Here is a 23,292-nt window from a genome sequence, read left to right as displayed (position 1 = left end):
ATATTCCAGCGCCAAGGAGTATGCGTGGGGCATACTGTGCGACGCACGCCCCGAGGACTCGAACAGCGAGGCAAGATCGGAGCGCGCCCCGTGCGAGCGGGGCACATCGGCGTGCCCGGAGTCGCCCCACGGGCCACGCCGGGTTCGTTGCACCCCAAAACCGCTCGCACCCAACGGAGAGTACCCGAGCCGGAGCCCGACTCCCCCCTGTGACGAGTCACGCCTAGGAAACAACCCGATATCAACGCTCGGTCACCTCAAAGCCTCCGGGGATCTCCCCAGAGAATGCGACATCCCAACAATTCAGGCGTATCCATGGAGCCCGGTTACAAACCTGTTTCACCGGTCAACAGGAGTCCGGCGGCAAGTTCCTCCTCGGCCGCGGCCGCCGTCTGCCACTGCCCGGCGCGCACCCAGGCCCGCTTGAGGTGCAGATGGACATCGGCTTCCCAGGTGAAGCCCATCCCACCGTGCACCTGAAGACAATCGCGGGCGTTGTGGACGGCCGCCTCGTCGGCGAGCAGTTTGGCGGCGGCGATGTCGCTCGCCTCTTCCGTGACCGCGGCGGCGTACACCACGCTTCTGGCTGATTCGGCGCGTACGAGCATCCGTGCGCACAGATGCTGCACGGCCTGGAAGGCGCCGATCGGGCGGCCGAACTGGGTGCGCGCCGTGGCGTGGTCAACCGCCATCCGGACCGTACGGGAGGCGCTGCCGAGCTGTTGGGCTGCGGTCAGCAGGGCCGCCTCGCGGCGCAGCCGGGCGGCGGCCCCCACGGCCCGGGTGCCCGCCACGGTCTCGGAGGTCTGGTGCACCCGGTGCAGCGGTGTGGCCGGGTCGACGGAACGTATCGGCCGTGCCGGGTCGGCGAGCGCGGCGGCCGGAAGCACCTCGGCGTCCTCGCCGCTCAGCACCAGCACGGCGTCGGCCGAGGCGAAATGCTCCACCAGCCGGTCCGCCCCGGGGCCGAGGTCCAGCGCGCTCACCACGGCCGCACCCTCGGCCGCGCCCTCGGCGGCCTGAGCGACGGCATTCGCGGCCGCACCCTCGGCGGCGTGCACAGTACCCAGCCCCGCCGCGAGCTGCGTGGCGACCAGCGGCCCCGGGAGCAGCGCCCGGCCCGCCTCCTCCATGGCCAGCACCGCTTCCGGCAGGCCGAGCCCGACCCCGCCCGCCGCCTCGGGGAGTCGCAGCGCGAAGAATCCGGCCGTGCCGAGTTCCCGCCACAGGGCACGGTCCAGCGGCGCCGTCTCCCCGTGGCCGTCCACCACCGTCCGTAACCGGGCGCGGGGGAAGCGCCGTTCCAGCAGGTCGCGCATCCCGTCCCGCAGCGCCCGCTGGTCGTCGTCAAGCTGGAAGTCCATGGGTCCGGGTCACCGCCCCTTCGGCAGGCCGAGGATGCGCTCGGCGACGATGTTCCGCTGGATCTGCGAGGTTCCGGCGGCGATGGTGTACGAGAGGGACGACAGCCGGTCCGCGACCCACGGGTGCCCGGCGTCCAGCGCGTCCGGGCCCAGTACCTCGGCGGCGGCGTCGTACAGCTCCTGCCGCACCTCCGAGAAGCGGAGCTTGAAGACCGAGCCGCCGACGCCCGGCACCCCGCCGGTGCGCTGCGCCTCGCTCACGTTCCACTGGGTGAGCCGCCACAGCGCCGCGCAGGCGGCGGCGAGCCGCCCGAGCCGCCGCCGCAGCACGGGGTCGTCCCACCGCCCGTTGGCCTTGGCGGTACGGGCGAGGGCTTCCAGTACGCGTCGGCAGGCGATGACCTCGCCGACGAAGGCCGTGCCGCGTTCGAAGGAGAGGGTCACCATGGTCACCCGCCAGCCGTCGTTCTCGGCGCCGATCCGGTGGTCGACGGGCACCCGCACCTCGTCGAGGAAGACCTCGGCGAACTCGGCGGTCCCGGCGAGGGTGCGCAGCGGCCGTACGGTCACGCCGGGCGCGTCCATGGGCAGGGCGAGCCAGGTGATGCCCCGGTGTTTCGGCGCCTCGGGGCCGACGGGCGTGGTGCGCACCAGGAGTTCGCACCAGTCGGCGGCCTCGGCGTGCGAGGTCCAGATCTTGCTGCCGCTGACGACGTAGCTGTCGCCGTCCCGTACGGCCCGGGTGCGCAATGCGGCCAGGTCGGATCCGGCGTCGGGTTCGGAGAAGCCCTGGCACCAGACCTGGTCGCCGCGGAGGATCGGCGGTAGCCAGCGGGCCCGTTGGGCGGGGGTGCCCTCGGCGGCGATGGTGGGGCCCGCGTGCAGCAGTCCGACGAAGTTGGCGCCGACGTAGGGTGCGCCCGCGCGTTCGGTCTCCTCCAGGAAGATCAGGTGCTGGGTGGGGGTGGCGCCCCGGCCTCCGGCGTCCTCGGGCCAGTGCAGTCCGGCGTATCCGGCGTCGTACAGCATGCGCTGCCAGCCGCAGTCGTAGGCGCGGCGGGCGGGCCAGTCGGCGGGGTCGGGGCGGTCGGGCAGGGTGGGGAGGACGTCCGCGAGCCAGGCGCGCAGTCCGTGCCGGAAGTCCTCCTCGTCCTCCGTGAAGGCGAGATCCATCGGCGGCCGTCCTCCCTTTCTGATGTCGCGTCAGATCAGGCGGCAGGGGAAGGCTAATCCGCGCCCCCTGGACCGACAAGACGGACGGCCTTACGCTTCCCGCATTATCTGACTAGCCGTCAGATTCATGGTCACGGGAGGCCGGGATGACCGACACCGCAGCCGGGACGACCGACACCGCACACGCCCTCGGCGCATCGGCGACGCTGTGGGAACTGCTGGAGCGGCGCGCCGCGCTCACCCCGGACGCCCCCGCGCTGATCCAGGCCGCCGCCAGCGGACGGCACGACCGGAGGCTGACGTTCCAGGCGCTGCGCACCCGCGCGGAGCGCACGGCGGCCGGACTGTACGCGATGGGGGTGGGCCCCGGAAGCCGGGTCGCCTGGCAGCTGCCCACCCGGCTGGAGACGGTCGTGCTGACCATGGCGCTGGCCCGGCTGGGCGCCGTACAGACCCCGCTCATCCCGTACTACCGCGACCGCGAGGTCGGGTACGCGCTACGGGCCTCGGGCGCGCGCTTCTTCGCCGTCCCCGGGACCTGGCGCGGCTTCGACCACACGGCGATGGCGCACCAGCTGGCCGCCCGGCTGCCGCAGCCGCCGCGCGTCTTCGAGGCGTACGACGTGCTTCCGGTCGCCGATCCGAAGGCGGCGAAGCTGCCGCCGCCGCCCACCGACGGGACCGCCGTCCGCTGGATCTACTGGACCTCGGGCACCACCTCCGACCCCAAGGGGGTGCTGCACACCGACCGCAGCCTCATCGCCGCCGGGTCGTGTCTCGCCCACGCGCTGCGGCTCGGACCGGACGACATCGGGTCGATGGCCTTCCCGTACGCCCATGTCGCCGGGCCCGACTACACGGTGATGCTGCTGCTGTACGGCTTCCCCGCCGTGCTGCTGGAGCACTTCGCGCTGCCGGACTCGCTGACCGCGTACCGGCGGCACGGGGTGACGGTCGCGGGCGGCAGCACCGCCTTCTACTCCATGTTCCTGGCGGAGCAGCGCAAGGATCCCGCGCACCGGCTCATCCCGACGCTGCGGCTGCTGGCCGGTGGCGGCGCCCCCAAGCCGCCCGAGCTGTACTACGAGGTGGTGCGGGAGCTGGGGTGCCAACTGACCCACGGCTACGGGATGACCGAGGTTCCCATGATCACCATGGGGTCGCCGGACGACGGTGACGAGCTGCTGGCGACGACGGAGGGGCGACCGCCCGCGGAAATGGAGATCCGCGTCGTGGACGGGGAGGTGCGGCTGCGGGGCGAGGCGGTGTGCGCCGGATATCTGGACGAGGCACAGACCCGGGAGGCGTTCGACGCCGACGGCTTCTTCCGCACCGGCGATCTCGGCCATCTGACGGCAAGCGGTCATCTGGTGCTCACGGGGCGTGCCAAGGACATCATCATCCGTAAGGGCGAGAACATCTCCGCGAAGGAGATCGAGCAACTGCTGTACCGGCATCCGGATGTGGGGGACGTGGCGGTGATCGGGCTGCCGGACGCGGAGCGCGGGGAGGTGGTGTGCGCCGTGGTGGAGCAGCCGGTGGGGGCGGCGCCGCTGACGGTGGAGGGGGTCGGGTCCTATCTGCGGGGGGTGGGGCTGTCGGTGCACAAGGTGCCGGAGCGGGTGGAGGTGGTGGACGCCCTGCCGCGCAACGAGACGCTGCGGAAGGTGCTGAAGTACCGGCTGCGGGAGCGGTTCGGGGGAGCGGTCCGTTAGCGCGTGTCAGCCTGATGTGCTGTACGTGGCCGTCGCCTGCTCGAAGTGGCGGTTGACCGCGCGGCGCTCGTCGGCGGGGCCTATCGCCAGGACCACGTGGTAGCGGCCGCCGATCAGCATCGCCAGGTTGCGCGCGTACACGTTGCGGCCGCTGCTGTCCCGCCAGCTGAACTGGCCCTCGGCCATCGCCGTCTTCCCGACGTCGATCCGCTTCAGCCCCGAGGACGACGCCCACGCCGAGTCGCGGAAGGCGGCCAGTTCGGACTCCCGGTTCTGCTGGTACGCCATCGGGTCGGCGCCGAACTCGGACACCTTGTCCCGCCCGGCCACGATCACCAGCTCGATGTCGCCGCCGATGTACCGGATCTGGCCGCGCGCGTTCTCGCCGCGCCGGGTCCAGCCCTCGTGGACGGCGACGGCGAAGCCCTTGGGGTCCTTGCGGACCGCGAAGCCCTTCGCGAGTCCGGCCGGTTCGGTGGACTGCGGCTCGTCGGAGCCCGGATCCGACGCACCGTCGCCGCCCTGGCTGCCCTCGCCGTCCTGGCCGGACGGTGACGCCGGGTCGTGGGCGCTGGTGGGCGCCGGACTCCCCGCGCCCGCCGACCCCGTACGGTCCTGGCCACCGGTGTCCTCGGCGCGCGGCATGAACATCATCGCGTACAGCACCGCCGCCGCCAGGCCCAGCAGTATCAGCAGGAGCAGCACCCGCCCCAGCCTGCGCGGCTTGCGGCCGGGGGCCCGCTCCCGCCGCGGAGCCGGGCCCGGTTCGCGCGCGGCCTGCTTCGCCCGCTTGTGCCGCCCGTGCGCGGCCGCCGCCCGGTCCGGGCGGGCCCGGCCCTTGCGCACCAGCCAGCCGCGGCGGCGCACGATCGGCAGCCGCTTCGGATCGGACGCGCCGCCCGGACCGATCGACGGAACGGTGACCGTACTGCTGCCGACGTCCGGCTCCGGCGCCGACCTGATCAGCGAGCGCAGCCAGCCGCGCAGCTCCTCGAAGTCGGGCCGCTCGGTGGGGTCCTGCCGCATCAGCGACTCGACGACGGGGCGCAGCGGACCGCACTCCTCCGCGTAGGCGGGTGCCTCCGCGCACACCATCTGCACCAGCTCGGCGGCGTTCTCCTCCGGGTACGGGGCGTGGCCCTGGACGGCGCGGAAGAGCAGCACGCCGAGCGCCCACAGGTCGGCGGCGGGTCCGACGGGCGGCGCCAGCCGCCAGTTCTCGTGGACGGGACCGGCCTGCTCGGGCGCCCAGCGCTCGGTGACGGCGCCGACCACGACGATCCGCGCATGCCGGGCCCGTTCGGCGGCGAGCGCGGTGGTGGGGCCGCGCGGCGGGCCGTCGTCCGCCGTACCGCCGCCGTCCCAGGAAACGCCGCCGTCCTCCCCGTTCGGCTGCCGGGGCACCGTGGCGCCTTCCGGCGAACCGGAACCGGAACCGGAAGCGGAGTCGGCGGTGGACGAAGGGTCGGGCCAGGGCGCGCCGCCGCCCGTGAGCGGCTCCGGCTCCTGGACGGGGTGGTGGTGGGGGGCGTCGACGCCGATCCGTGCGGCGGCCGCACGGGCTCCTGCCGCATAGGCGGCGATGGCCCTCGCCCGCGCGGCGCGCGCGGCCGCGCCCTGCGCGTCGTCCGCGGCGCCGCCCTGTACGTCATCGCCCGCGCCCTGCGCCGGAATGTACCCGGCCCCGTCGGCGGCCCATGCGGCGTCCGGTTCCGGCCCGTCCCAGGCGCCCGGCCCGGCCCCCCGGTCGGCGTCGTCCGCGGCGCGCGGAGCGGGGAAGCCGCCCGCCGCGCCCTGGTCGCGGTAGACCGCGCCCCGCCCGCCGGGCCGCTGGTCGGGGGCGGCGCTCTCGTAACCCTGCGGGAGTGCCGGGGTGGGGGTGGTGCCGCCGATGAGAGTGCCGTCGGGCGGCGTGGGGGTATACCCCTCGTCCTCGGCGGCCGTGCCCCGCGGCGACGCGGGTCCGGCCGCGGTGCCGGTCCCGGGCCCGGCACCGGGCCCGGCCGCGCCCGCGTCCGCGTCCGGCGGCCCCGGCACCGGGTCGTAGCCGCACAGCGCCTCCTCCGCGGCGCCCGCCGCCAGGCCCGTCAGCATCGCGCGGCCGTCGTCGCACAACAGCACCGTGCGGGTGGTGATGTTGCGGTGCGTCCAGCCGTGGGCGTGGAGCGCGCGGAGCGCCGTCAGCACGTCGTTGGCGACCTCGGCGGCGCGGTGGGGGGACAGGTTCCGCTCGGTGAGCAGCGCGGCGAGCGGGCGCCCGGCGACGAGTTCGCTGACGATCCACAGGCTTCCGGCCTCCGCGAAGACGTGGAAGACCTGGCCGAGCCTCGGGTGGTCGGGGACCTGCGCGGCGGCGGTCGCCGCGTCCAGGGCGCGCCGTACGGCGGGGTCGCCGCCGCCCCGGGCGGTACGGGATGTCCCGTTCAGCGCCCCGCCGGGGTGGCCGTCGTCGTCGACGACCTCGGCGTCGACGACTTCCGGAAGCGGTATCTGCCGCAGATGGACCTGCTGGCCGCTGTAGGTGTCGAAGGCGCGGGTCTCGGCGAACTCGTACGCGTCGGCGGGCGGCAGGGGCAGGCGATAGCGGCCGGCCAGCACCCGGCCCGCGTACTCGTCCACGACGCCTCCCCTAGCGCACGATCAGCGCGATCAACGTCCCTTTATGCGATCAGCACAGCGCTAAGCCGTCAATTGTGGTCGTTTTGGCGGGTTCATGCGACTGCGCACGGTCTACGGGCACTCACGATACGGGCCCGCGCGACGCTTCGCCGACAGGAGTGCTCAGTCCGTGATGTCGAAGGTTTTGAACGCGGTGTCGCGCAGCGTCCGGCACTCCTTCTCGTCCCACTTGCTCGCCTCGCAAGTGATCATGATGGAGAAGCCATGGCTGTCGTCCACCTTGAAGCCGCGGTTGAGCACCCGCACGTGCTTGCCGTCCTGGTCACGCTCGAACTGCCAGTCCGCGACGGTCGGGTAGCCCCGCCATTCGACCGACTTGATGCCCAGGCCCTTGTACCCGGACATGCTGCTCCGCGCGGCGGCCTCGCCCTTGCGCCACTCGGCCGCCGCGTCGGACTTCGGGGAGGAGGTGAAGTCGATCTGAATACGCGGGATGCTGGAGCCGCCGTAGTACTTTCGGCTGCCGCTGTAGCTCCCGTTGTGCACCGACCATCCCTTGGGCATCGCCATGGTGAAGGGGAAGTCGGAGCTGTTGACGGTCTCGTAGCCGGACGGCACGGAGGCGCCCTTGCCCTCCTCCTTGCCGCCGCTTCCGCCGTCGTCCCCGCTCCCGTCCTTGCCCTTGCCGCCGTCGTCGTCCGCGTCGCCGCCCTTGGACGTGTCCGCGTCGGCCTGCTCCGTCGATCCCCCGGAGGTCTTGCCGTCCGGGGCCTGGGTGTTCGCCCGGCCGGACGAACCGGCGTCCTTGCCGTTCTGCCGGTCGCCCGATGCCCCGGACGACGCGGATGCCTTGGCGCCGGACCCGCCCTTGGCGCTGTCGCCGTCGTCGCCGCCGCTGAAGGCGACGGCGAGCACGGTGCCCACGATGACGACCACGACCACCGCGATGATGATCAGCGTCCGCTTGGACACCACATCGGTGATCGGTGCGCGGGGCGGCACCGCGGGGTACGGGCTGGACGCGCCCTCGGGCTTCCCGGAACCGGAGGACGAAGAGGAGGAAGAGGAGAAGGAAGCGGAAGCGGAAGAAGCCGAACCGGCGGCCGACTCCCCCTTCTTCGAGGACTTCGCGGCCTGCGAGGACTGCGAAGACTCGGAAGCCTTCGAGGACTGCGCGGCCTGCGCGGCCTGCGCGGAGGCCGCGGACTTCGCCGACTCGGCCTTCTTCGACGTCTCCGGCTTCTTCGCCGTGTCCGCCTTCTGCTCGGTCTTCGCGTTCCGTACGGACTTCAGCGCACCCCGGGCCCGCTCCGCGACAGCCGCGGACTTGGCCCCCGCGGCGGCCTCGTCCTCCGCCGAGGGGGCGGGCGGCAGGCTCATGGTGCGGGTCGCGTCGGCGGGCGGGGTCTTCGCGGTGTCCTCGGGTGCGCTCAGGGCGTGCTCCAGCAGCGCCCGAGCCCCGGCGTCGTCAAGCCGCTGGTCGGGGTCCTTGTTCAGCAGGCCGTAGATGACCTCTTCCAGCGGGCCCGCGTTCTTCGGCGGCTCGACCGGCTCGGTCATCACCGCGGTGAGGGTCGCTATGGCCGTGCTCTTGTCGTACGGCGGTACGCCCTCGACCGCCGCGTACAGCAGGCCGCCCAGCGACCACAGGTCGGACGGCGGGCCGGGCTTGTGGCCGCGGGCCCGCTCCGGGGAGATGTAGGAGGGCGCGCCGACGAGCATGCCGGTGGAGGTGACGGACGGGTCGCCCTCGACCTGGGCGATGCCGAAGTCGGTGAGGACGACGCGGCCGTCGTCCGAGATCAGCACGTTGGACGGCTTCACGTCGCGGTGCAGGATGCCCGCCTGGTGGGCGGCGCGCAGCACGTCGAGGACGGCGAGCCCGACCTCGGCGGCACGCTGCGGGGTGAGCGGCCCGTCGTCCCGGACGACGTCGGCGAGCGAGCGGCCCTCGATCAGCTCCATGACGATCCAGGGGCGGTCGTCCTCGTCGACCACGTCGTAGACGGTGACGGCGCCGTTGCTGCGGATCCGGGCGATCGCCTTCGCCTCGCGCAGCGTGCGGGTGATGAGCCGTCTCTTCTCGTCTTCCTCGACGCTGGACGGGAAGCGCAGCTCCTTGACCGCGACCGTACGGCCGAGGGTCTGGTCGCTCGCGCGCCAGACGGTGCCCATGCCGCCCTGACCGAGAATCTCCCCCAGCCGGTAACGCCCGGCGAGGAGGCGCCCAGTCGAACCCTGCGTCTTCTCAGCCTCCGACATGCGACCCCTCTGCAAATCAACCCACCCTGAACCCACCCTGGGAGAGCCCCCATTGTCTCTCATCCACGACCCCGGGAAAGCCCGGGGTCCGGGCGCGGAGCGGGCACGGTGCGGCGGCCGTCCCGGCACCTGCGAACATCGGAGGTCCGCAGGGAACGGAAAGGCCCGTGTCATGCCCATCTCCGCCATACGATGGCACAGGCGAGGCCGTATGCCGACCGCTGTGGCGCTGGTCGCGGCCATGGCCGTGGCACTGATGGGCTGTACGGCGGACGCGGACGCGCGGGCGAGCGCGGGCGGCAGCAGCGGCGGCGGAGGCCGGAAGGCCGCCGCGGAGGAGAAGCGCCGGGCCGTACGGACGGCCCTGCGGCGGCTGGTGACCGACGGTGAGGCACCGGGGGCGGCGGCGCTGGTCCGGGACGGGGGCGTGACCCGGTTCACCACGGTGGGGGTCGCGGACACCCGGAGCGGGCGGCGCATCCAGCGGGGTGATCACTTCCGGGCGGGCAGCGTGACCAAGACCGTCATCGCGGCGCTGACGCTACGCCTGACCGTCGAGGGGAGGCTGAACCTCTCCGACACCGTGGAGAAGCATCTGCCGGGACTGGTGCGCGGCCACGGCAACAATGGCCGAAAAATCACCGTCCGCCAGCTCCTCACCCACACCAGCGGGCTGTTCGACTACACCGCCGATCCGGTGCTGGCGCCTCAACTGTCGCCCGGGGAGGACACGGACGACACGAAGACCCACAGCCCCGCCTCCCTGGTGCGGGCCGCCCTCGCCCACCGCCCGGCCTTCGCGCCCGGGACGGAGTGGAGCTACTCCAACTCCAACTACGTCCTGCTGGGCATGATCGTCGAGCGGGTCACCGGACGCTCGTACGCCGCCGAGGCCCGGCGCCGGGTCCTCGCTCCGCTCGCGCTGCGCAACACCTCGTTCCCCGGCGCCCGCACCACCCTCCCGGCCCCGCACGGCCACGCGTACGACGCGGAGGGCGGCGACTGGCGCGACGTCACCGACCTCGACCCCTCCGCCGCCGGAGCGGCGGGCGAGATGATATCCACGCTGGACGATCTGTCCCGTTTGCTCGGCTCGCTGCTGCGCGGCAAGGCGGTGCCGAAGGCCCAGCTGCGGCGGATGGAGGACACCTCGGCGTCCGGCGGCCGGTACGGGATGGGCCTGTTCCCGGTGAAGCTGCCGTGCGGGAGGACGGTCTGGGGGCACAACGGCCAGGTCAACGGCTCCTATGCGCTGGCCGTGTCCACCCGCGACGGCAGCCACACCCTCGTCTACCGCCTCAACAGCGACGGGCCACCGGACCCGGACGCCGAGACCGCCCTGCTCACGGCGGAGTTCTGCCCGGACCGATGACCCCGGACCGATGACCCCGGGCCGGTGCCCCGGGCCCGGCCCGTACCGGCGCGAGCCCTACAGCGGCACGATGTCCGGTGCGCCCAGCCGGGCCGCGTCCGCCGTCAGGTCGTCCGGCTGCCGCTGCGATTCGCGCTCCGCCTCCACCCGCTTCTCGTAGTGCTCGACCTCCTTGTCGATCTGCTCCGGCCCCCAGCCCAGCACCGGCGCCATCAGCTCAGCTGCCTCGCGGGCGCCGCGGGTGCCCCGGTCGAAGGTCTCGATGGAGATGCGGGTGCGCCGGGTGAGGACGTCGTCCAGGTGGCGGGCGCCCTCGTGGGAGGCGGCGTAGACGACCTCGGCGCGCAGATAGTCGTCGGCGGCGGTGAGCGGTTCGCCCAGCGACGAGTCGGCGGCGACCAGCTCCAGCACCTCTTCGGTGAGTGCGCCGTATCGGTTCAGCAGGTGTTCGACGCGGGCGACGTGCAGCCCGGTGCGCCGGGCCATGCGCGCCCGCGCGTTCCACAGCGCCTGGTAGCCGACGGCGCCGACCAGCGGCACGTCCTCGGTGACGCAGGGCCCGACCCGCCGGTCGAGGCCGTGCACCGCCTCGTCCACGGCGTCCTTGGCCATGACCCGGTACGTCGTGTACTTGCCGCCCGCGACCACCACCAGGCCCGGCACCGGATGGGCGACCGTGTGCTCGCGCGAGAGCTTGCTGGTCGCGTCCGACTCCCCGGCCAGCAGCGGGCGCAGCCCGGCGTAGACGCCCTCGACGTCGTCGCGGGTGAGCGGCACCGCGAGGACCTCGTTGACGTGTTCCAGCAGGTAGTCGATGTCGGCGCTGGAGGCGGCCGGGTGGGCCTTGTCGAGGTCCCAGCCGGTGTCGGTGGTGCCGATGATCCAGTGCCGCCCCCACGGGATGACGAACAGCACGCTCTTCTCGGTGCGCAGGATCAGCCCGGTCGTGGAGTGGATGCGGTCCCTGGGCACGACGAGGTGGATGCCCTTGGACGCGCGCACATGGAACTGGCCGCGCTCCCCGATCAGCGCCTGCGTCTCGTCCGTCCACACCCCGCTGGCGTTCACCACTTGGCGGGCCCGGACCTCGAACTCGCCCCCCTGCTCCAGATCGTGCACCCGGGCCCCGACGACGCGTGCCCCCTCGCGCAGGAAGCCGACCACCCTGGCCCGGTTGGCGACGTGCGCGCCGTACCGGGCGGCGGTGCGGACCAGCGAGGTGACGAAGCGGGCGTCGTCCACCTGGGCGTCGTAGTACTGGAGCGCGCCGACCAGGGCGTCCTTGCGGAGGCAGGGGGCGACGCGCAGCGCGCGGGTGCGCGAGAGATGGCGGTGGACGGGCAGTCCGCGGCCGTGCCCGGAGGAGACCGACATCGCGTCGTAGAGCGCGACGCCCGCCCCCGCGTAGACCCGCTCCCAGCCCCGGTGCTTGAGCGGGTAGAGGAACGGGACGGGTTTGACCAGGTGCGGAGCGATCCGCTCCAGCAGCAGTCCGCGCTCCTTCAGCGCCTCTCTGACGAGGGCGAAGTCGAGCATCTCCAGGTAGCGCAGGCCGCCGTGGACCAGCTTGCTGGAGCGGCTGGAGGTGCCGGAGGCCCAGTCCCTGGACTCGACCAGTCCGGTTTCCAGGCCGCGGGTCGCGGCGTCGAGCGCGGTGCCCGCGCCGACCACGCCGCCGCCCACGACCAGTACGTCCAGCTCACGGTCCGCCATCCGGGCCAGCGCCTCGCCGCGCTCGGCCGGTCCCAGTGCCGGTGTCTTCACCGCTGCCTCCCGTTGTGATCGACGTCACGACGCTCGCCTGATGATTTTCCTGGCTTTCTCCTCGCCGTGCCATGCCGCTGTGCCATGCCGGTCCGGGCCCTGGGCGGGCCGCCGCGCAGACCGTCCCCTGCCGGTGACCGCAACACCGCGTCGCCACCCTCCGTCAATACTGAATACGAGTCATATTTCCGCTTAGTCTGCCTTTGCGCCATCCGGAATCGCCTCGGGAAGGACGGCTCGAAGTCATGCCCGCAGATCTCGCCGTCATCGGACTCGGCCACCTCGGCCTCCCGCTCGCCCAGGCCGCCACCGCCGCCGGTGTCCGCACGGTCGGCTACGACCCGGACTCCCGGGCCGCCGACGAGCTGCGGGCCGGGCGGCTGCCCACCGGGGCGGGCGACGGCTCGCTGACCGCCGCCGAGCTGCGCCGGATGATCTCCGGCGGCTTCCGGACCACCACCGACGCGGCCGAGCTGGGCCGGGTCCGCACCGCCGTGATCTGCTCCCCCACCCCGCTCGGCGAGGACCGCCGGCTGGATCTGTCCGCGGTCGGCGAGGCGGCGCGCACGCTGGCGGGGTGGCTGCGCCCGCACACCACTGTTCTGCTGGAATCCACCGTGTACCCCGGCACCACCGAGGAATTCCTGCGCCCGCTGCTGGAGCAGGGATCCGGGCTGCGGGCCGGGCGCGACTTCCACCTCGCCTACTCCCCCGGCCGCCTCGACCCCGGCAACCGCGTCTACGGCTACGCCAACACCCCCAAGGTCATCGGCGGCCTCACCGCCGCCTGCACCGAGGCGGCCGCCGCGTTCTACGGCCGCCTCACCGAGAAGGTCGTCCGCGCCCGCGGGCCGCGCGAGGCCGAGACCGTGAAGGTCCTGGAGACCAACTACCGGCACGTCAACATCGCCCTGGTCAACGAGATGGCGGCGTTCTGCCACGACAACGGCGTCGACCTGTGGGACGTGGTGCGCTGCGCCGAGACCAAGCCGTTCGGCTTCCAGTCCTTCCGCCCCGGCCCCGGCGTCGGCGGCCACGGCGCGCCGATCGAGTGCGACGGGATGACGCACCCGCAGCGCGGGCTCGGCCTCCCGCTGCGCATGGTCGAGCTGGCGCAGCAGGTCAACGGGCGGATGCCGGGCTACGTCACCCAGCGCTGTACGGCGCTCCTCAACGAGCACGGCAAGTCGGCGCGCGGCGCCCACGTCCTGCTGCTCGGCGTCAGCTACAAGCCGGACGTGGCGGACGAGGAGGGCTCCCCGGCGCGCGAGATCGCCGCCCGGCTGATGGAGCTGGGCGCCCAGCTGGGCTACCACGATCCGTATGTGCCGGGCTGGCGGGTCCTGGGCCGCCCGGTGCCGCGCGCGGACGCGCTGTACGAGGCGGCGGCCGAGGCCGACCTGACCGTGCTGCTCCAGCACCACCGCACCTACGACCTCCAGGGCCTGGCGGCCAAGGCACAGCTGCTGCTGGACACCCGCGGCGCCAGCCCGGCGGGCACCGCCCACCGGCTGTAAAGCCCTCAGCCGCCGCCGGCCCGGCGCCGGGCGGTCCGCAGGCGCAGGGCCGCCGCCAGCGCGATCAGGCCCAGCCCGCCCGCCACGAACGCGACCGCGCCCGACGGCACCGAGCGCACATCGGCGGTGAACGTCATCGGCGCTCCCCACGGCCGCCCGTCGGCGCGGGTGTAGAGCTGGGCGGTGAGCCGCACCGGCCCGTTCGCGTGCGCGCTCACCCGGACCCGTACCGTACGGCTCACCGCCCGCGACGCCCGCACGGCCACGGCGCGGTCGACCGCGCGGGCCCGCTCGGGGCGGCTGGAGAGCACCCGCAGCTCGACGCCGGTGAGGTCCTGCTGGAGCCCGTTGGCGACCGTGACCGGGATGGTCGCGGAACCGCCGGTCACCACCACCCGCGACTTGGGCACCAGCCGCACCGAGGCGATCGACGCGGTCAGATAGCGGGCCACGCCCTCCTGGTACGCGCGCGCCCCCGCCGCGTCGCCCCGCCACCCCGTGGACACCGACCGGGCCAGCGCCGCGCGCACCGATGCCACCGTGGCCCGCGCGTCGGACAGCACCTTCGCCAGCGCGCGCAGCCGCCGCCGGTCCCGGGCGACCGCGGCCAGCCGCTCCGGGGGCAGCTCGGAGGCGCGCAGCCCGGCCGGCTGGCCGCCGCTGTCCCGCAACTCCCCCGCCTCCGGCTCCCGCAGCGCCACCTCGAACCGCGACGCCCCCAGCCAGCCCGCCTCCTGACCCGCGGCCAGCGCCGACAGCAGCGTCCGCGCGACCCCGACCGGCATCCGGCGCGGCGGTACGACGACCAGGTCGCGCGCCGCGTACGGCAGCTCCCGTACCGCCGTCAGGGTCTCGGCCAGCAGCCGCTGCCGCAGCGCGAGCCGGGCGGGCTCCCCGGCGGCGCCCGCGGCCGGGTGGCTGCGGAACAGCAGGGAGGCGATGGTCGCGTCGTACGTCAGCGCGGTGCTCCCGCCGCCGAGCGCGACCGCGCCGTCGTCCGTGGCGCCCCCGGCGACGAGCGACGCGCCGTACGGGCCGGGCCCTTCGCCGGAGGCGAGCACCGTGTCCAGGCCGAGCCGCCGCGCGTACCCGGCGATCCCGGCGTCCAGCTGACCGGCCGCGGGCCAGGCCAGCCCGTCGCGGGCGCGGACGTCCAGCGCCCGGTTCACCACGGCGGTGCCGGTGGCGGACGCGCGGCGCAGCAGCGCGGCCAGCGCCGGGTCGCCGCGGCGGGCGAGCGAGGCCAGATCGGGGTCCGCGTACGGCAGGACGATCACGTCGCGGCCGCGCACCGCCTTGCGCAGCGCGGCCAGCCAGCCCGCCGCCGCCTTGCCGCCCTTGCCCGGCCCGGCCTCCTGCGGGTCGCTGCTGCCCGGCGTGCGGGCCACCCGGTAGCCGCGCGTCATGGCCTGCGCCTGGACGATCAGATCGGGGTCGATGGCCCAGGTCACCGGCTCGTCCTCGCCCAGTTCGACCAGCCGCCGCAGCCGCCCGCCGGGGCCGAACGCGGCGGTCAGCGCATCGTCGCGGAAGACCGGCAGCACGCTGTCGTCGCCGGTGCGCCGGGTCAGCGCCTCCATGTGCGGAACGTCGGTGAGGGGCCACAGGGCGGTGGTGCGCAGCCGCTCCAGGGCGGTGCCGTCGGGATAGACGGGCAGCTGACCGCGGGTCAGGCCGAGCACCCGGCCGTCCGCGCCGGACGCGGTCACGGTGAGCGGATACGCGCCCGCGCCCTCCAGCCCGAGGCCGGAGACGGGCACGGTGAGGTGGAAGCGGCGCCCGGCGTGTGCGTCGAGCCGGGCGAGGCGGGCGGTGTGGGCGGTGAGTTCGGTGCCGTCGGCGCGGGTCAGGACGGTGCGCCCGGCGTGGACGGCGAGCGCGCCGCGGGTGTCGGCGGCCCCGGCCGCGCCGATGCGCAGGCCGATGCGGGCTCCGGTGACGCGCCGCCCGGAGGTGTTGGTGACGGTGCCGCTGATCCTGACCTCGCCGTCGTGGCGGACCACGGCGGGGCTCAGCGACCGCAGTGCGACGGCGAGCGGGTACGGGCGCGGGGCGGCCGCGTCCCGGGTGGCGGGCGGATGCCGTACGGCGGGCGCGCGCACGGGCGGGGTGGCCGCGGTGGCGGGCCCGCCGGGCAGGAGCAGCGCGATCGCCACGGCGATCGTCCGCCCGTACGCCCGTGCTCCTGCCGTCACCTCGCCGCCGTACCTCCCGCCTGACGATCCGGCCCGCTCACCAGCCCACCACGGCGGCACCCGGGCCGCACGCCCAGGCGGCCCGATGGTGGGACGGTGCGGCGTCGGACCCGCACGGCATCGGACCGTACGGCCTCAGACGCGCACGGCGTCAGACCCGCACGGTGTCGGAGCGGCGCGGGCTGGCGTCCATCGCGGCCCGCAGCGACGCGAAGTCCTCGACGCAGCGGCCGGTGCCGACGGCGACGCAGTCCAGCGGGTCGTCGGCGACCAGCACCGGGATGTCCAGCTCGCGGCCGAGCCGTACGTCCAGACCGCGCAGCAGCGCACCGCCGCCGGTGAGCACGATGCCGCGGTCCATGATGTCGCCCGCCAGCTCCGGCGGGGTCTCGTCCAGCGTGGACCGGACGGCGGCGACGATGCTGTCCACCGGCTCGGCGAGCGCGTGCCGCACCTCGTCCGCGGTGAGTTCGAGGACCTTGGGCAGTCCGGTGGCCTGGTCCCGGCCGCGGATGGTGCAGCGGTCGGGCGGCAGCAGCGCCTGGGTGTCCTCGTTGTCAGCGTTGTCGAGCACTTCGACGTTGCGCTCGATCTGCCGGACGAAGGCCCCGGCCCGCGGCGCCGACCACGAGCCGGTCGGTGAGGCGGACCCGATGGACACCTTGATCTCCTCGGCGGTCCGTTCGCCGATGGCCAGCGCGTACTGCTTCTTGACGTACGTGCTGATCGCGACGTCCATCGCATCGCCCGCCGTGCGCACCGAGCGCGCCGTGACGATGCCGCCCAGCGAGACGACGGCGACTTCCGTCGTACCGCCGCCGATGTCGACGACCATCGAGCCGGTGGGCTCGCTCACCGGCAGGCCCGCGCCGATCGCCGCCGCGATCGGCTCCTCGACCAGATGCACCTGCCGCGCCCCGGCCTGGGTCGCGGCCTCCATCACCGCGCGCCGCTCGACACCGGTGATGCCGGACGGCACACAGACGACGACGCGGGGACGGGCCAGCCGCCTGCTGCCCATCACCTTCCTGATGAAGTACCGCAGCATGCGCTCGGCGACCTCAAAATCGGCGATGACCCCATCGCGGAGCGGTCGAACGGCGACAATGTTCGTCGGGGTCCGCCCCATGGTCTCCTTTGCCGCCGAACCCACCGACAGCACATTGCCGTCGGCCGTGTTGACCGCCACGACCGACGGTTCGTTGAGCACGATGCCCTTGCCCCGCAGGTACACCAGCGTATTCGCGGTGCCGAGGTCGATGCCCATGTCTCGCCCAGTGAACGACTTGTTCTGCGCCATAAGTTGACATTATTGCTTATGCCGGATTCTGTCCTGCCACCGCCGAGATTCGCTCCACCGTGCGGATCCTCACTGCTACCTTGCGGGCATGATCGCGTGCGCATCATCCGCTTCGCCCGACGCACGACCCGGCCGCGGCCTCGCCGCGGGCATCGCGACCACCCTCCTCGCAGCCGCCCTCTTCGGCTTTGTACAGGGAAAGATCGGCCACCGCGGGCAGGAAGTCGGCTATTGGGCGTTATGCATCGGCCTGTTGATCGGCGCCGCGCTCGGCAAACTGGGCGGCCGGGCCCCGCTTCTCGCCCTGATCGGCATACCGCTGGCGCTGGTCGGCGTCTCGCTCGCGCAACTGATCGGCGTCGCGGTGCAGATGGGGGACCAGAGTTCCTGGCCCACGGCGGACACCCTGATCGGACACTTCGGCCTGGTCATGGACTCCTGGCGAAGCGATGTCCTGGGGCGCAACGACATCACCTTCTACGCCGTGGCGGGCGTGGAAAGTTATCTGGTCGCCAAGCGCATCGCCGAATAGCGGATCAATATCCGCCTTTACCGGGACACCATGTCTCCGTCTGGTCCCAGGCGTGTCACGGACCCCAGACGCGACTTGTCTGGTTGTCATGCACTCCTGTTACTTTATGGCTCGAATCATTCGCGTTCCCCGCTGTCGCCGCACCTGGGCCACGGCTGTCCCTGAACGCGAATCACCTTCATCCCCGGGGGATTTCATGAGCCAGAACTGGCAGCAGCCGCAGCAGCAGGGCGGTTACCCGCAGCAGCAGGGCGGTTACCCGCAGCAGCCCGGTGCGCAGCAGCCCGGCTACGGCTACCCGCAGGCGCAGCCCCAGCAGCCGCAGCCCGGCGCTCCCCAGCCGCAGTTCGCCGGTGGCGGCTTCCCGCCGCCCGCGCCGCAGGTCGGCCGCCAGGGCAACCCGCTCGCCGCTGTCGGTGCCGCCATCGTGGCCGCTCTCATCGGTGCGGTGGCGTACGCGTTCCTGCTCAGCTCGCTCGCCGACACCGACTCGAACCCGCCGGAGGTCACGAAGTTCGCCTACGCGGGTGTCGCCCTCGGCGCGCTCGTCGGCTTCGTGGTCTTCAAGCTCGGCGGCCGCAACGTGGCGCTGTGGGTGGTCGGCGCGGTTCTGGCGCTCGCCGCCGTGTTCCTCGGCGAGCTGTACGGCTACGCCATGATCATGAACGAGGCGGCCTCGAACTACCTGGACAAGATGGGTGGTGCCGCCGCGGCCTCCGCCAACATCCCGTCCGCGAACGAGATCTTCTTCGAGCACTTCGGCGACCTGTTCGACACCTGGAAGGAAGACGCCGACGCGATCACCTGGATCTTCATGATCCTCTCCCCGATCGCCGCCGCCGGTACCGCGTTCCGGCTCAGCAACCGCTGACCGGAGCGCCCGCAGGGCACAGCACGGCAGACATGGGGAAGGCCCCGACCGCATCGCGGTCGGGGCCTTCCCCATGCGTATTCGGTGGGTGCGCTCAGCGCTTGTCGTTCGACGGGGCCACCGTCACCTCGACACGCTGGAACTCCTTCAGCTCCGAGTAGCCGGTGGTCGCCATCGCCCGGCGCAGCGCGCCGAAGAAGTTCATCGAACCGTCCGGGGTGTGCGAGGGGCCGAGCAGGACCTCCTCGGTGGTGCCGACCACGCCCAGGTTCATGCGCTTGCCGCGCGGCACCTCGTCGTGCACGGCCTCCATGCCCCAGTGGTGGCCACGGCCCGGCGAGTCCGTGGCCCGGGCCAGCGGCGAGCCGATCATCACCGAGTCGGCGCCGCACGCGATCGCCTTCGGCAGATCGCCGCTCCAGCCGACCCCGCCGTCCGCGATCACATGCACATAGCGGCCGCCGGACTCGTCCATGTAGTCCCGGCGGGCGGCGGCGACATCGGCCACCGCCGTGGCCATCGGCACCTGGATGCCCAGCACATTGCGGGTGGTGTGGGCGGCGCCGCCGCCGAACCCGACGAGCACCCCGGCCGCGCCGGTGCGCATGAGGTGCAGCGCGGCGGTGTACGTGGCGCAGCCGCCCACGATGACCGGAACGTCCAGCTCGTAGATGAACTGCTTGAGGTTCAGCGGCTCGGCGGCGCCCGAGACGTGCTCGGCCGAGACGGTGGTGCCCCGGATGACGAAGATGTCGACCCCGGCGTCCACCACGGCCTTGGAGAACTGCGCGGTGCGCTGCGGCGACAGGGCGGCGGCGGTGACCACGCCCGAGTCGCGCACCTCCTTCAGCCGCTGCCCGATCAGCTCTTCCTTGATCGGCTCGGCGTAGATCTCCTGGAGCCGGCGGGTCGCGGTGCGCTCGTCCAGCTCGGCGATCTCGGCGAGCAGCGGCTCGGGGTCCTCGTACCGGGTCCACAGACCTTCGAGGTTCAGCACCCCGAGGCCGCCCAGCTCGCCGATGCGGATCGCGGTCTGCGGGGAGACCACCGAGTCCATCGGGGCGGCCAGGAACGGCAGCTCGAAGCGGTAGGCGTCGATCTGCCAGGCGATCGAGACCTCCTTCGGGTCCCGGGTACGACGACTCGGCACGACGGCGATGTCGTCGAACGCGTACGCCCTGCGGCCGCGCTTGCCGCGCCCGATCTCGATCTCAGTCACGTGGGGTGCCTTTCGCTGGCTTGTTCTGCCGTACCAGTATCTCCACCCCCCGCGCGCAGCCCGTCGCGCGGGGGTCGCGCGGGTTAACGGCCGGAGTAGTTCGGCGCCTCGGAGACCATCTGGACGTCGTGCGGGTGGCTCTCCTTGAGGCCCGCGGAGGTGATCCGCACGAAGCGGCCCTTCTCCTTCAGCTCCGCCACGGACGCCGAGCCGACGTACCCCATGGAGGCGCGCAGGCCCCCGACCAGCTGATGGGCGACCGAGGCCAGCGGGCCGCGGTAGGGCACCTGGCCCTCGATGCCCTCGGGGACGAGCTTGTCCTCGGAGAGCACGTTGTCCTGGAAGTAGCGGTCCTTGGAGAACGAGCGGGCCTGGCCGCGGGTCTGCATCGCGCCCAGCGAACCCATGCCCCGGTAGGACTTGAACTGCTTGCCGTTGATGAAGACCATCTCGCCCGGCGACTCCTCGCACCCGGCCAGCAGGCTGCCCAGCATCACCGTGTCCGCACCGGCGGCGATCGCCTTGGCGATGTCACCGGAGAACTGGAGACCGCCGTCGCCGATCAGCGGCACGTCGGCCGCGTGGCACGCGCGGGCCGCCTCGTAGATCGCGGTCACCTGCGGGACGCCGATGCCCGCGACCACCCGGGTGGTGCAGATGGAGCCCGGGCCGACGCCGACCTTCACCCCGTCCACGCCCGCGTCGATCAGCGCCTGGGCGCCGTCGCGGGTGGCGACGTTGCCGCCGACCACGTCGACCGGGACATTGGACTTGACCTTGGCGATCATGTCGAGGATGCCCCGGCTGTGCCCGTGGGCGCTGTCGACCACCAGGAAGTCGGCCCCGGCCTCGACCAGCGCCTGCGCCCGGTCGAACGCCTCGTCACCGACGCCGACGGCCGCGCCGACGACCAGCCGGCCCTCGTCGTCCTTCGCCGCGTTCGGGTACTGCTCGGCCTTCACGAAGTCCTTGACCGTGATCAGGCCCTTGAGCACGCCCGCGTCGTCGACCAGCGGCAGCTTCTCGATCTTGTGGCGGCGCAGCAGCTGCATCGCGTCGTCACCGGAGATCCCGACCTTACCGGTGACCAGCGGCATCGGGGTCATGACCTCGCGGACCTGACGGCCCCGGTCCACCTCGAAGGCCATGTCCCGGTTGGTGACGATGCCCAGCAGCTTGCCCGCCGCGTCGGTGACCGGGACGCCGCTGATGCGGAACTTCGCGCACAGCGCGTCCGCCTCGTGCAGCGTGGCGTCCGGCCGGACCGTGATCGGGTCGGTGACCATGCCGGACTCGGACCGCTTGACCAGGTCGACCTGGTTCGCCTGGTCCTCGATGGACAGATTGCGGTGCAGCACGCCCACACCGCCCTGACGGGCCATGGCGATGGCCATGCGGGCCTCGGTGACCTTGTCCATGGCGGCCGACAGCAGCGGTACGTTCACCCGGACGTTCCGGGAGACCCTGGACGAGGTGTCGACCGCGTTCGGCAGCACCTCGGAGGCGCCCGGCAGCAGCAGCACGTCGTCGTACGTCAGCCCGAGCATCGCGAACTTCTCAGGCACTCCGTCGACGTTGTCAGTCATGACACCCTTCCAAATGGTCTTGCCCCAGCGCGGACTCCCATGCTAACGGCCATCCCCGGTGTCACATTCCGCCCTGTGGACAACCGACGAATACCGCTGGTGATGCCGCCCGGAACGACCGACCGCGCTACTGTTCGGCCAGTGCGCGCAACCGGCTGAGCGCCCGGTGCTGTGCGACCCGCACCGCGCCCGGCGACATGCCGAGCATCTGCCCGGTCTCCTCCGCCGTAAGCCCGACCGCCACCCGCAGCAGCACCAGCTCGCGCTGATTCTCCGGAAGGTTCGCGAGCAGCTTCTTGGCCCATTCCGCGTCGCTGCTCAGCAGCGCCCGCTCCTCCGGGCCCAGCGAATCGTCCGGCTGCTCCGGCATCTCGTCCGAGGGCACCGCCGTGGAACCGGGGTGGCGCATGGCCGCCCGCTGGAGATCGGCGACCTTGTGGGAGGCGATGGCCACCACGAACGCCTCGAAGGGCTTGCCGGTGTCGCGGTAGCGCGGCAGCGCGCACAGCACCGCGAGGCAGACCTCTTGCGCCAGGTCGTCCACGAAATGACGAGCGTCACCCGGCAGTCGGGACAGCCGGGTGCGGCAGTAGCGCAGGGCGAGCGGATGGACATGGGCCAGCAGGTCGTGGGTGGCCTGCTCGTCCCCCTCGACGGCGCGCCCGACGAGGGCGCCGATGGCCCCTGGCGCCCCCGGGCTGCCGCCCTTGGGGGGCCCTGGACTCTCGTCGTCGCGCATCCGTCCATGGTGCCTTGGGCCCGGCGGCTCCGTGGCATCGCGTCCATAGTTGTGCGCTGAAGCGTTATGAGCAGGTGCGCCGGTAGTCGTCACGTCCTGCGCTCTCCCCTCACGCCCGACCGACTCGTCCCCGAGGAACTCCACACCCTCAAGGATGCGGCATCGCGCGGGGAACCGGTACAAGCCACCGTCACGGCCGGTGCCGCGCACGCTCTCGCCCCGCCCGCCACCCGGCGGGCGGGGACCGTAGGTCCTGTCCGCCGGATCTTCGCGGGGCCGCGACCCCTGGCACCGCACCTCGCTGCGTTGTCGGAGTCGTCCGAGTACGCCCGGTACGAGGACGATCCTCCGCCTTGCGATGCACGGCACCAGACGCCGCGGCCTGATCCACGAAGATCCGCCGGACAGGACCTGGCGCCCCCGCTGCGCGACATGTGAGGAAGGCGCCTAGCGGACCAGGCCCCAGCGGAATCCGAGGGCCACCGCATGGGCCCGGTCGGACGCGCCGAGCTTCTTGAACAGCCGACGGGCGTGCGTCTTGACCGTGTCCTCGGAGAGGAAAAGCTCACGGCCGATCTCTGCGTTGGACCGGCCGTGGCTCATGCCCTCCAGCACCTGGATCTCGCGCGCGGTGAGCGTGGGCGCGGCGCCCATCTCGGCGGAGCGCAGCCGGCGCGGGGCCAGTCGCCAGGTCGGGTCGGCGAGGGCCTGCGTCACGGTCGCGCGCAGCTCGGCGCGCGAGGCGTCCTTGTGCAGATAGCCGCGGGCACCGGCGGCCACGGCGAGGGCGACCCCGTCGAGGTCCTCAGCGACCGTGAGCATGATGATCCGGGCGCCGGGGTCGGCGGAAAGCAGCCGGCGCACGGTCTCGACTCCGCCGAGACCGGGCATGCGCACGTCCATCAGAATCAGATCCGAGCGGTCGGCGCCCCATCGGCGGAGGACTTCCTCGCCGTTGGCCGCCGTCGTCACCCGCTCGACGCCGGGCACCGTCGCCACCGCGCGGCGCAGCGCTTCTCGGGCGAGCGGGGAGTCGTCGCAGACGAGGACGGATGTCATGGCCG

General features: G+C 73.0%; 16 protein-coding genes. 5 read left to right on the top strand and 11 right to left on the bottom strand.

The window, feature by feature from the left end:
- Positions 1-326 precede the first annotated feature (326 nt).
- Positions 327-1,364, bottom strand: a complete 1,038-nt coding sequence (locus tag HYQ63_RS25285; protein ID WP_179936119.1) for an acyl-CoA dehydrogenase family protein — start codon at positions 1,362-1,364, stop codon at positions 327-329.
- A 9-nt stretch (positions 1,365-1,373) separates the two neighbouring features.
- Positions 1,374-2,537: an acyl-CoA dehydrogenase family protein gene (locus HYQ63_RS25280; RefSeq protein WP_179936117.1), complete on the bottom strand. Its 1,164-nt coding sequence runs from the start codon at positions 2,535-2,537 to the stop codon at positions 1,374-1,376.
- A 146-nt stretch (positions 2,538-2,683) separates the two neighbouring features.
- Between HYQ63_RS25280 and HYQ63_RS25275 the strand changes: the two genes are divergently transcribed.
- Positions 2,684-4,252 carry a class I adenylate-forming enzyme family protein gene (locus tag HYQ63_RS25275; RefSeq protein WP_179936115.1) on the top strand — a complete coding sequence of 523 codons (1,569 nt, stop codon included), beginning with the start codon at positions 2,684-2,686 and terminating at the stop codon, positions 4,250-4,252.
- Between the two features lie 6 nt (positions 4,253-4,258).
- Here the strand turns inward: HYQ63_RS25275 and HYQ63_RS25270 are convergent, their stop codons facing one another.
- Positions 4,259-6,871 carry a protein kinase gene (locus tag HYQ63_RS25270; protein ID WP_179936113.1) on the bottom strand — a complete coding sequence of 871 codons (2,613 nt, stop codon included), beginning with the start codon at positions 6,869-6,871 and terminating at the stop codon, positions 4,259-4,261.
- Between the two features lie 162 nt (positions 6,872-7,033).
- A complete protein-coding gene (locus HYQ63_RS25265) occupies positions 7,034-9,133 on the bottom strand; it encodes a serine/threonine-protein kinase (RefSeq protein WP_179936111.1) in 2,100 nt (699 codons plus the stop codon).
- A 211-nt stretch (positions 9,134-9,344) separates the two neighbouring features.
- On the opposite strand from HYQ63_RS25265, the gene HYQ63_RS25260 reads away from it, so the two are divergent.
- A complete protein-coding gene (locus HYQ63_RS25260; protein ID WP_257232085.1) occupies positions 9,345-10,505 on the top strand; it encodes a serine hydrolase in 1,161 nt (386 codons plus the stop codon).
- Between the two features lie 57 nt (positions 10,506-10,562).
- Here the strand turns inward: HYQ63_RS25260 and HYQ63_RS25255 are convergent, their stop codons facing one another.
- Positions 10,563-12,269 (bottom strand): glycerol-3-phosphate dehydrogenase/oxidase, encoded by a 1,707-nt coding sequence (locus HYQ63_RS25255; protein WP_179936107.1) that lies wholly within the window; start codon positions 12,267-12,269, stop codon positions 10,563-10,565.
- A 245-nt stretch (positions 12,270-12,514) separates the two neighbouring features.
- Here HYQ63_RS25255 and HYQ63_RS25250 point away from each other — a divergent pair, with 245 nt between their 5' ends.
- Complete coding sequence (locus tag HYQ63_RS25250; protein WP_179936105.1) at positions 12,515-13,786, top strand: nucleotide sugar dehydrogenase; 1,272 nt, start codon at positions 12,515-12,517, stop codon at positions 13,784-13,786.
- A gap of 5 nt (positions 13,787-13,791) precedes the next feature.
- Here HYQ63_RS25250 and HYQ63_RS25245 read toward each other — a convergent pair whose 3' ends face one another.
- Entirely contained in the window at positions 13,792-15,981 is a 2,190-nt protein-coding gene (locus tag HYQ63_RS25245; RefSeq protein WP_179936099.1) for a DUF6049 family protein, read from the bottom strand.
- A 151-nt stretch (positions 15,982-16,132) separates the two neighbouring features.
- A complete protein-coding gene (locus HYQ63_RS25240; RefSeq protein WP_179936097.1) occupies positions 16,133-17,281 on the bottom strand; it encodes a rod shape-determining protein in 1,149 nt (382 codons plus the stop codon).
- A gap of 88 nt (positions 17,282-17,369) precedes the next feature.
- Here HYQ63_RS25240 and HYQ63_RS25235 point away from each other — a divergent pair, with 88 nt between their 5' ends.
- Positions 17,370-17,813, top strand: a complete 444-nt coding sequence (locus tag HYQ63_RS25235) for a hypothetical protein (RefSeq protein ID WP_179936095.1) — start codon at positions 17,370-17,372, stop codon at positions 17,811-17,813.
- A 196-nt stretch (positions 17,814-18,009) separates the two neighbouring features.
- Positions 18,010-18,684: a hypothetical protein gene (locus HYQ63_RS25230; protein ID WP_257232084.1), complete on the top strand. Its 675-nt coding sequence runs from the start codon at positions 18,010-18,012 to the stop codon at positions 18,682-18,684.
- A gap of 94 nt (positions 18,685-18,778) precedes the next feature.
- On the opposite strand, the gene HYQ63_RS25225 is transcribed toward HYQ63_RS25230, so the two are convergent.
- The 4 genes from HYQ63_RS25225 to HYQ63_RS25210 form a co-directional block, all read right to left on the bottom strand.
- The gene (locus HYQ63_RS25225; RefSeq protein WP_063736842.1) at positions 18,779-19,903 is read right to left on the bottom strand and encodes a GuaB3 family IMP dehydrogenase-related protein; all 1,125 of its coding nucleotides are present in this window, start codon (positions 19,901-19,903) and stop codon (positions 18,779-18,781) included.
- An 83-nt stretch (positions 19,904-19,986) separates the two neighbouring features.
- Positions 19,987-21,489, bottom strand: coding sequence for an IMP dehydrogenase (gene guaB, locus HYQ63_RS25220; protein ID WP_179936091.1), 1,503 nt, complete (start codon positions 21,487-21,489; stop codon positions 19,987-19,989).
- 127 nt (positions 21,490-21,616) lie between these two features.
- Positions 21,617-22,228: a sigma-70 family RNA polymerase sigma factor gene (locus tag HYQ63_RS25215; protein WP_009715794.1), complete on the bottom strand. Its 612-nt coding sequence runs from the start codon at positions 22,226-22,228 to the stop codon at positions 21,617-21,619.
- Between the two features lie 447 nt (positions 22,229-22,675).
- Positions 22,676-23,287, bottom strand: coding sequence for a response regulator transcription factor (locus HYQ63_RS25210; RefSeq protein ID WP_003948568.1), 612 nt, complete (start codon positions 23,285-23,287; stop codon positions 22,676-22,678).
- Positions 23,288-23,292 lie beyond the last annotated feature (5 nt).

This window comes from Streptomyces sp. Rer75 (assembly GCF_013414305.1).
GTDB classification, from domain to species: Bacteria; Actinomycetota; Actinomycetes; order Streptomycetales; family Streptomycetaceae; genus Streptomyces; species Streptomyces himastatinicus.
Note: the sequence above shows the minus strand (reverse complement) of the source record. Positions and strands in the feature narration are given on the sequence as shown.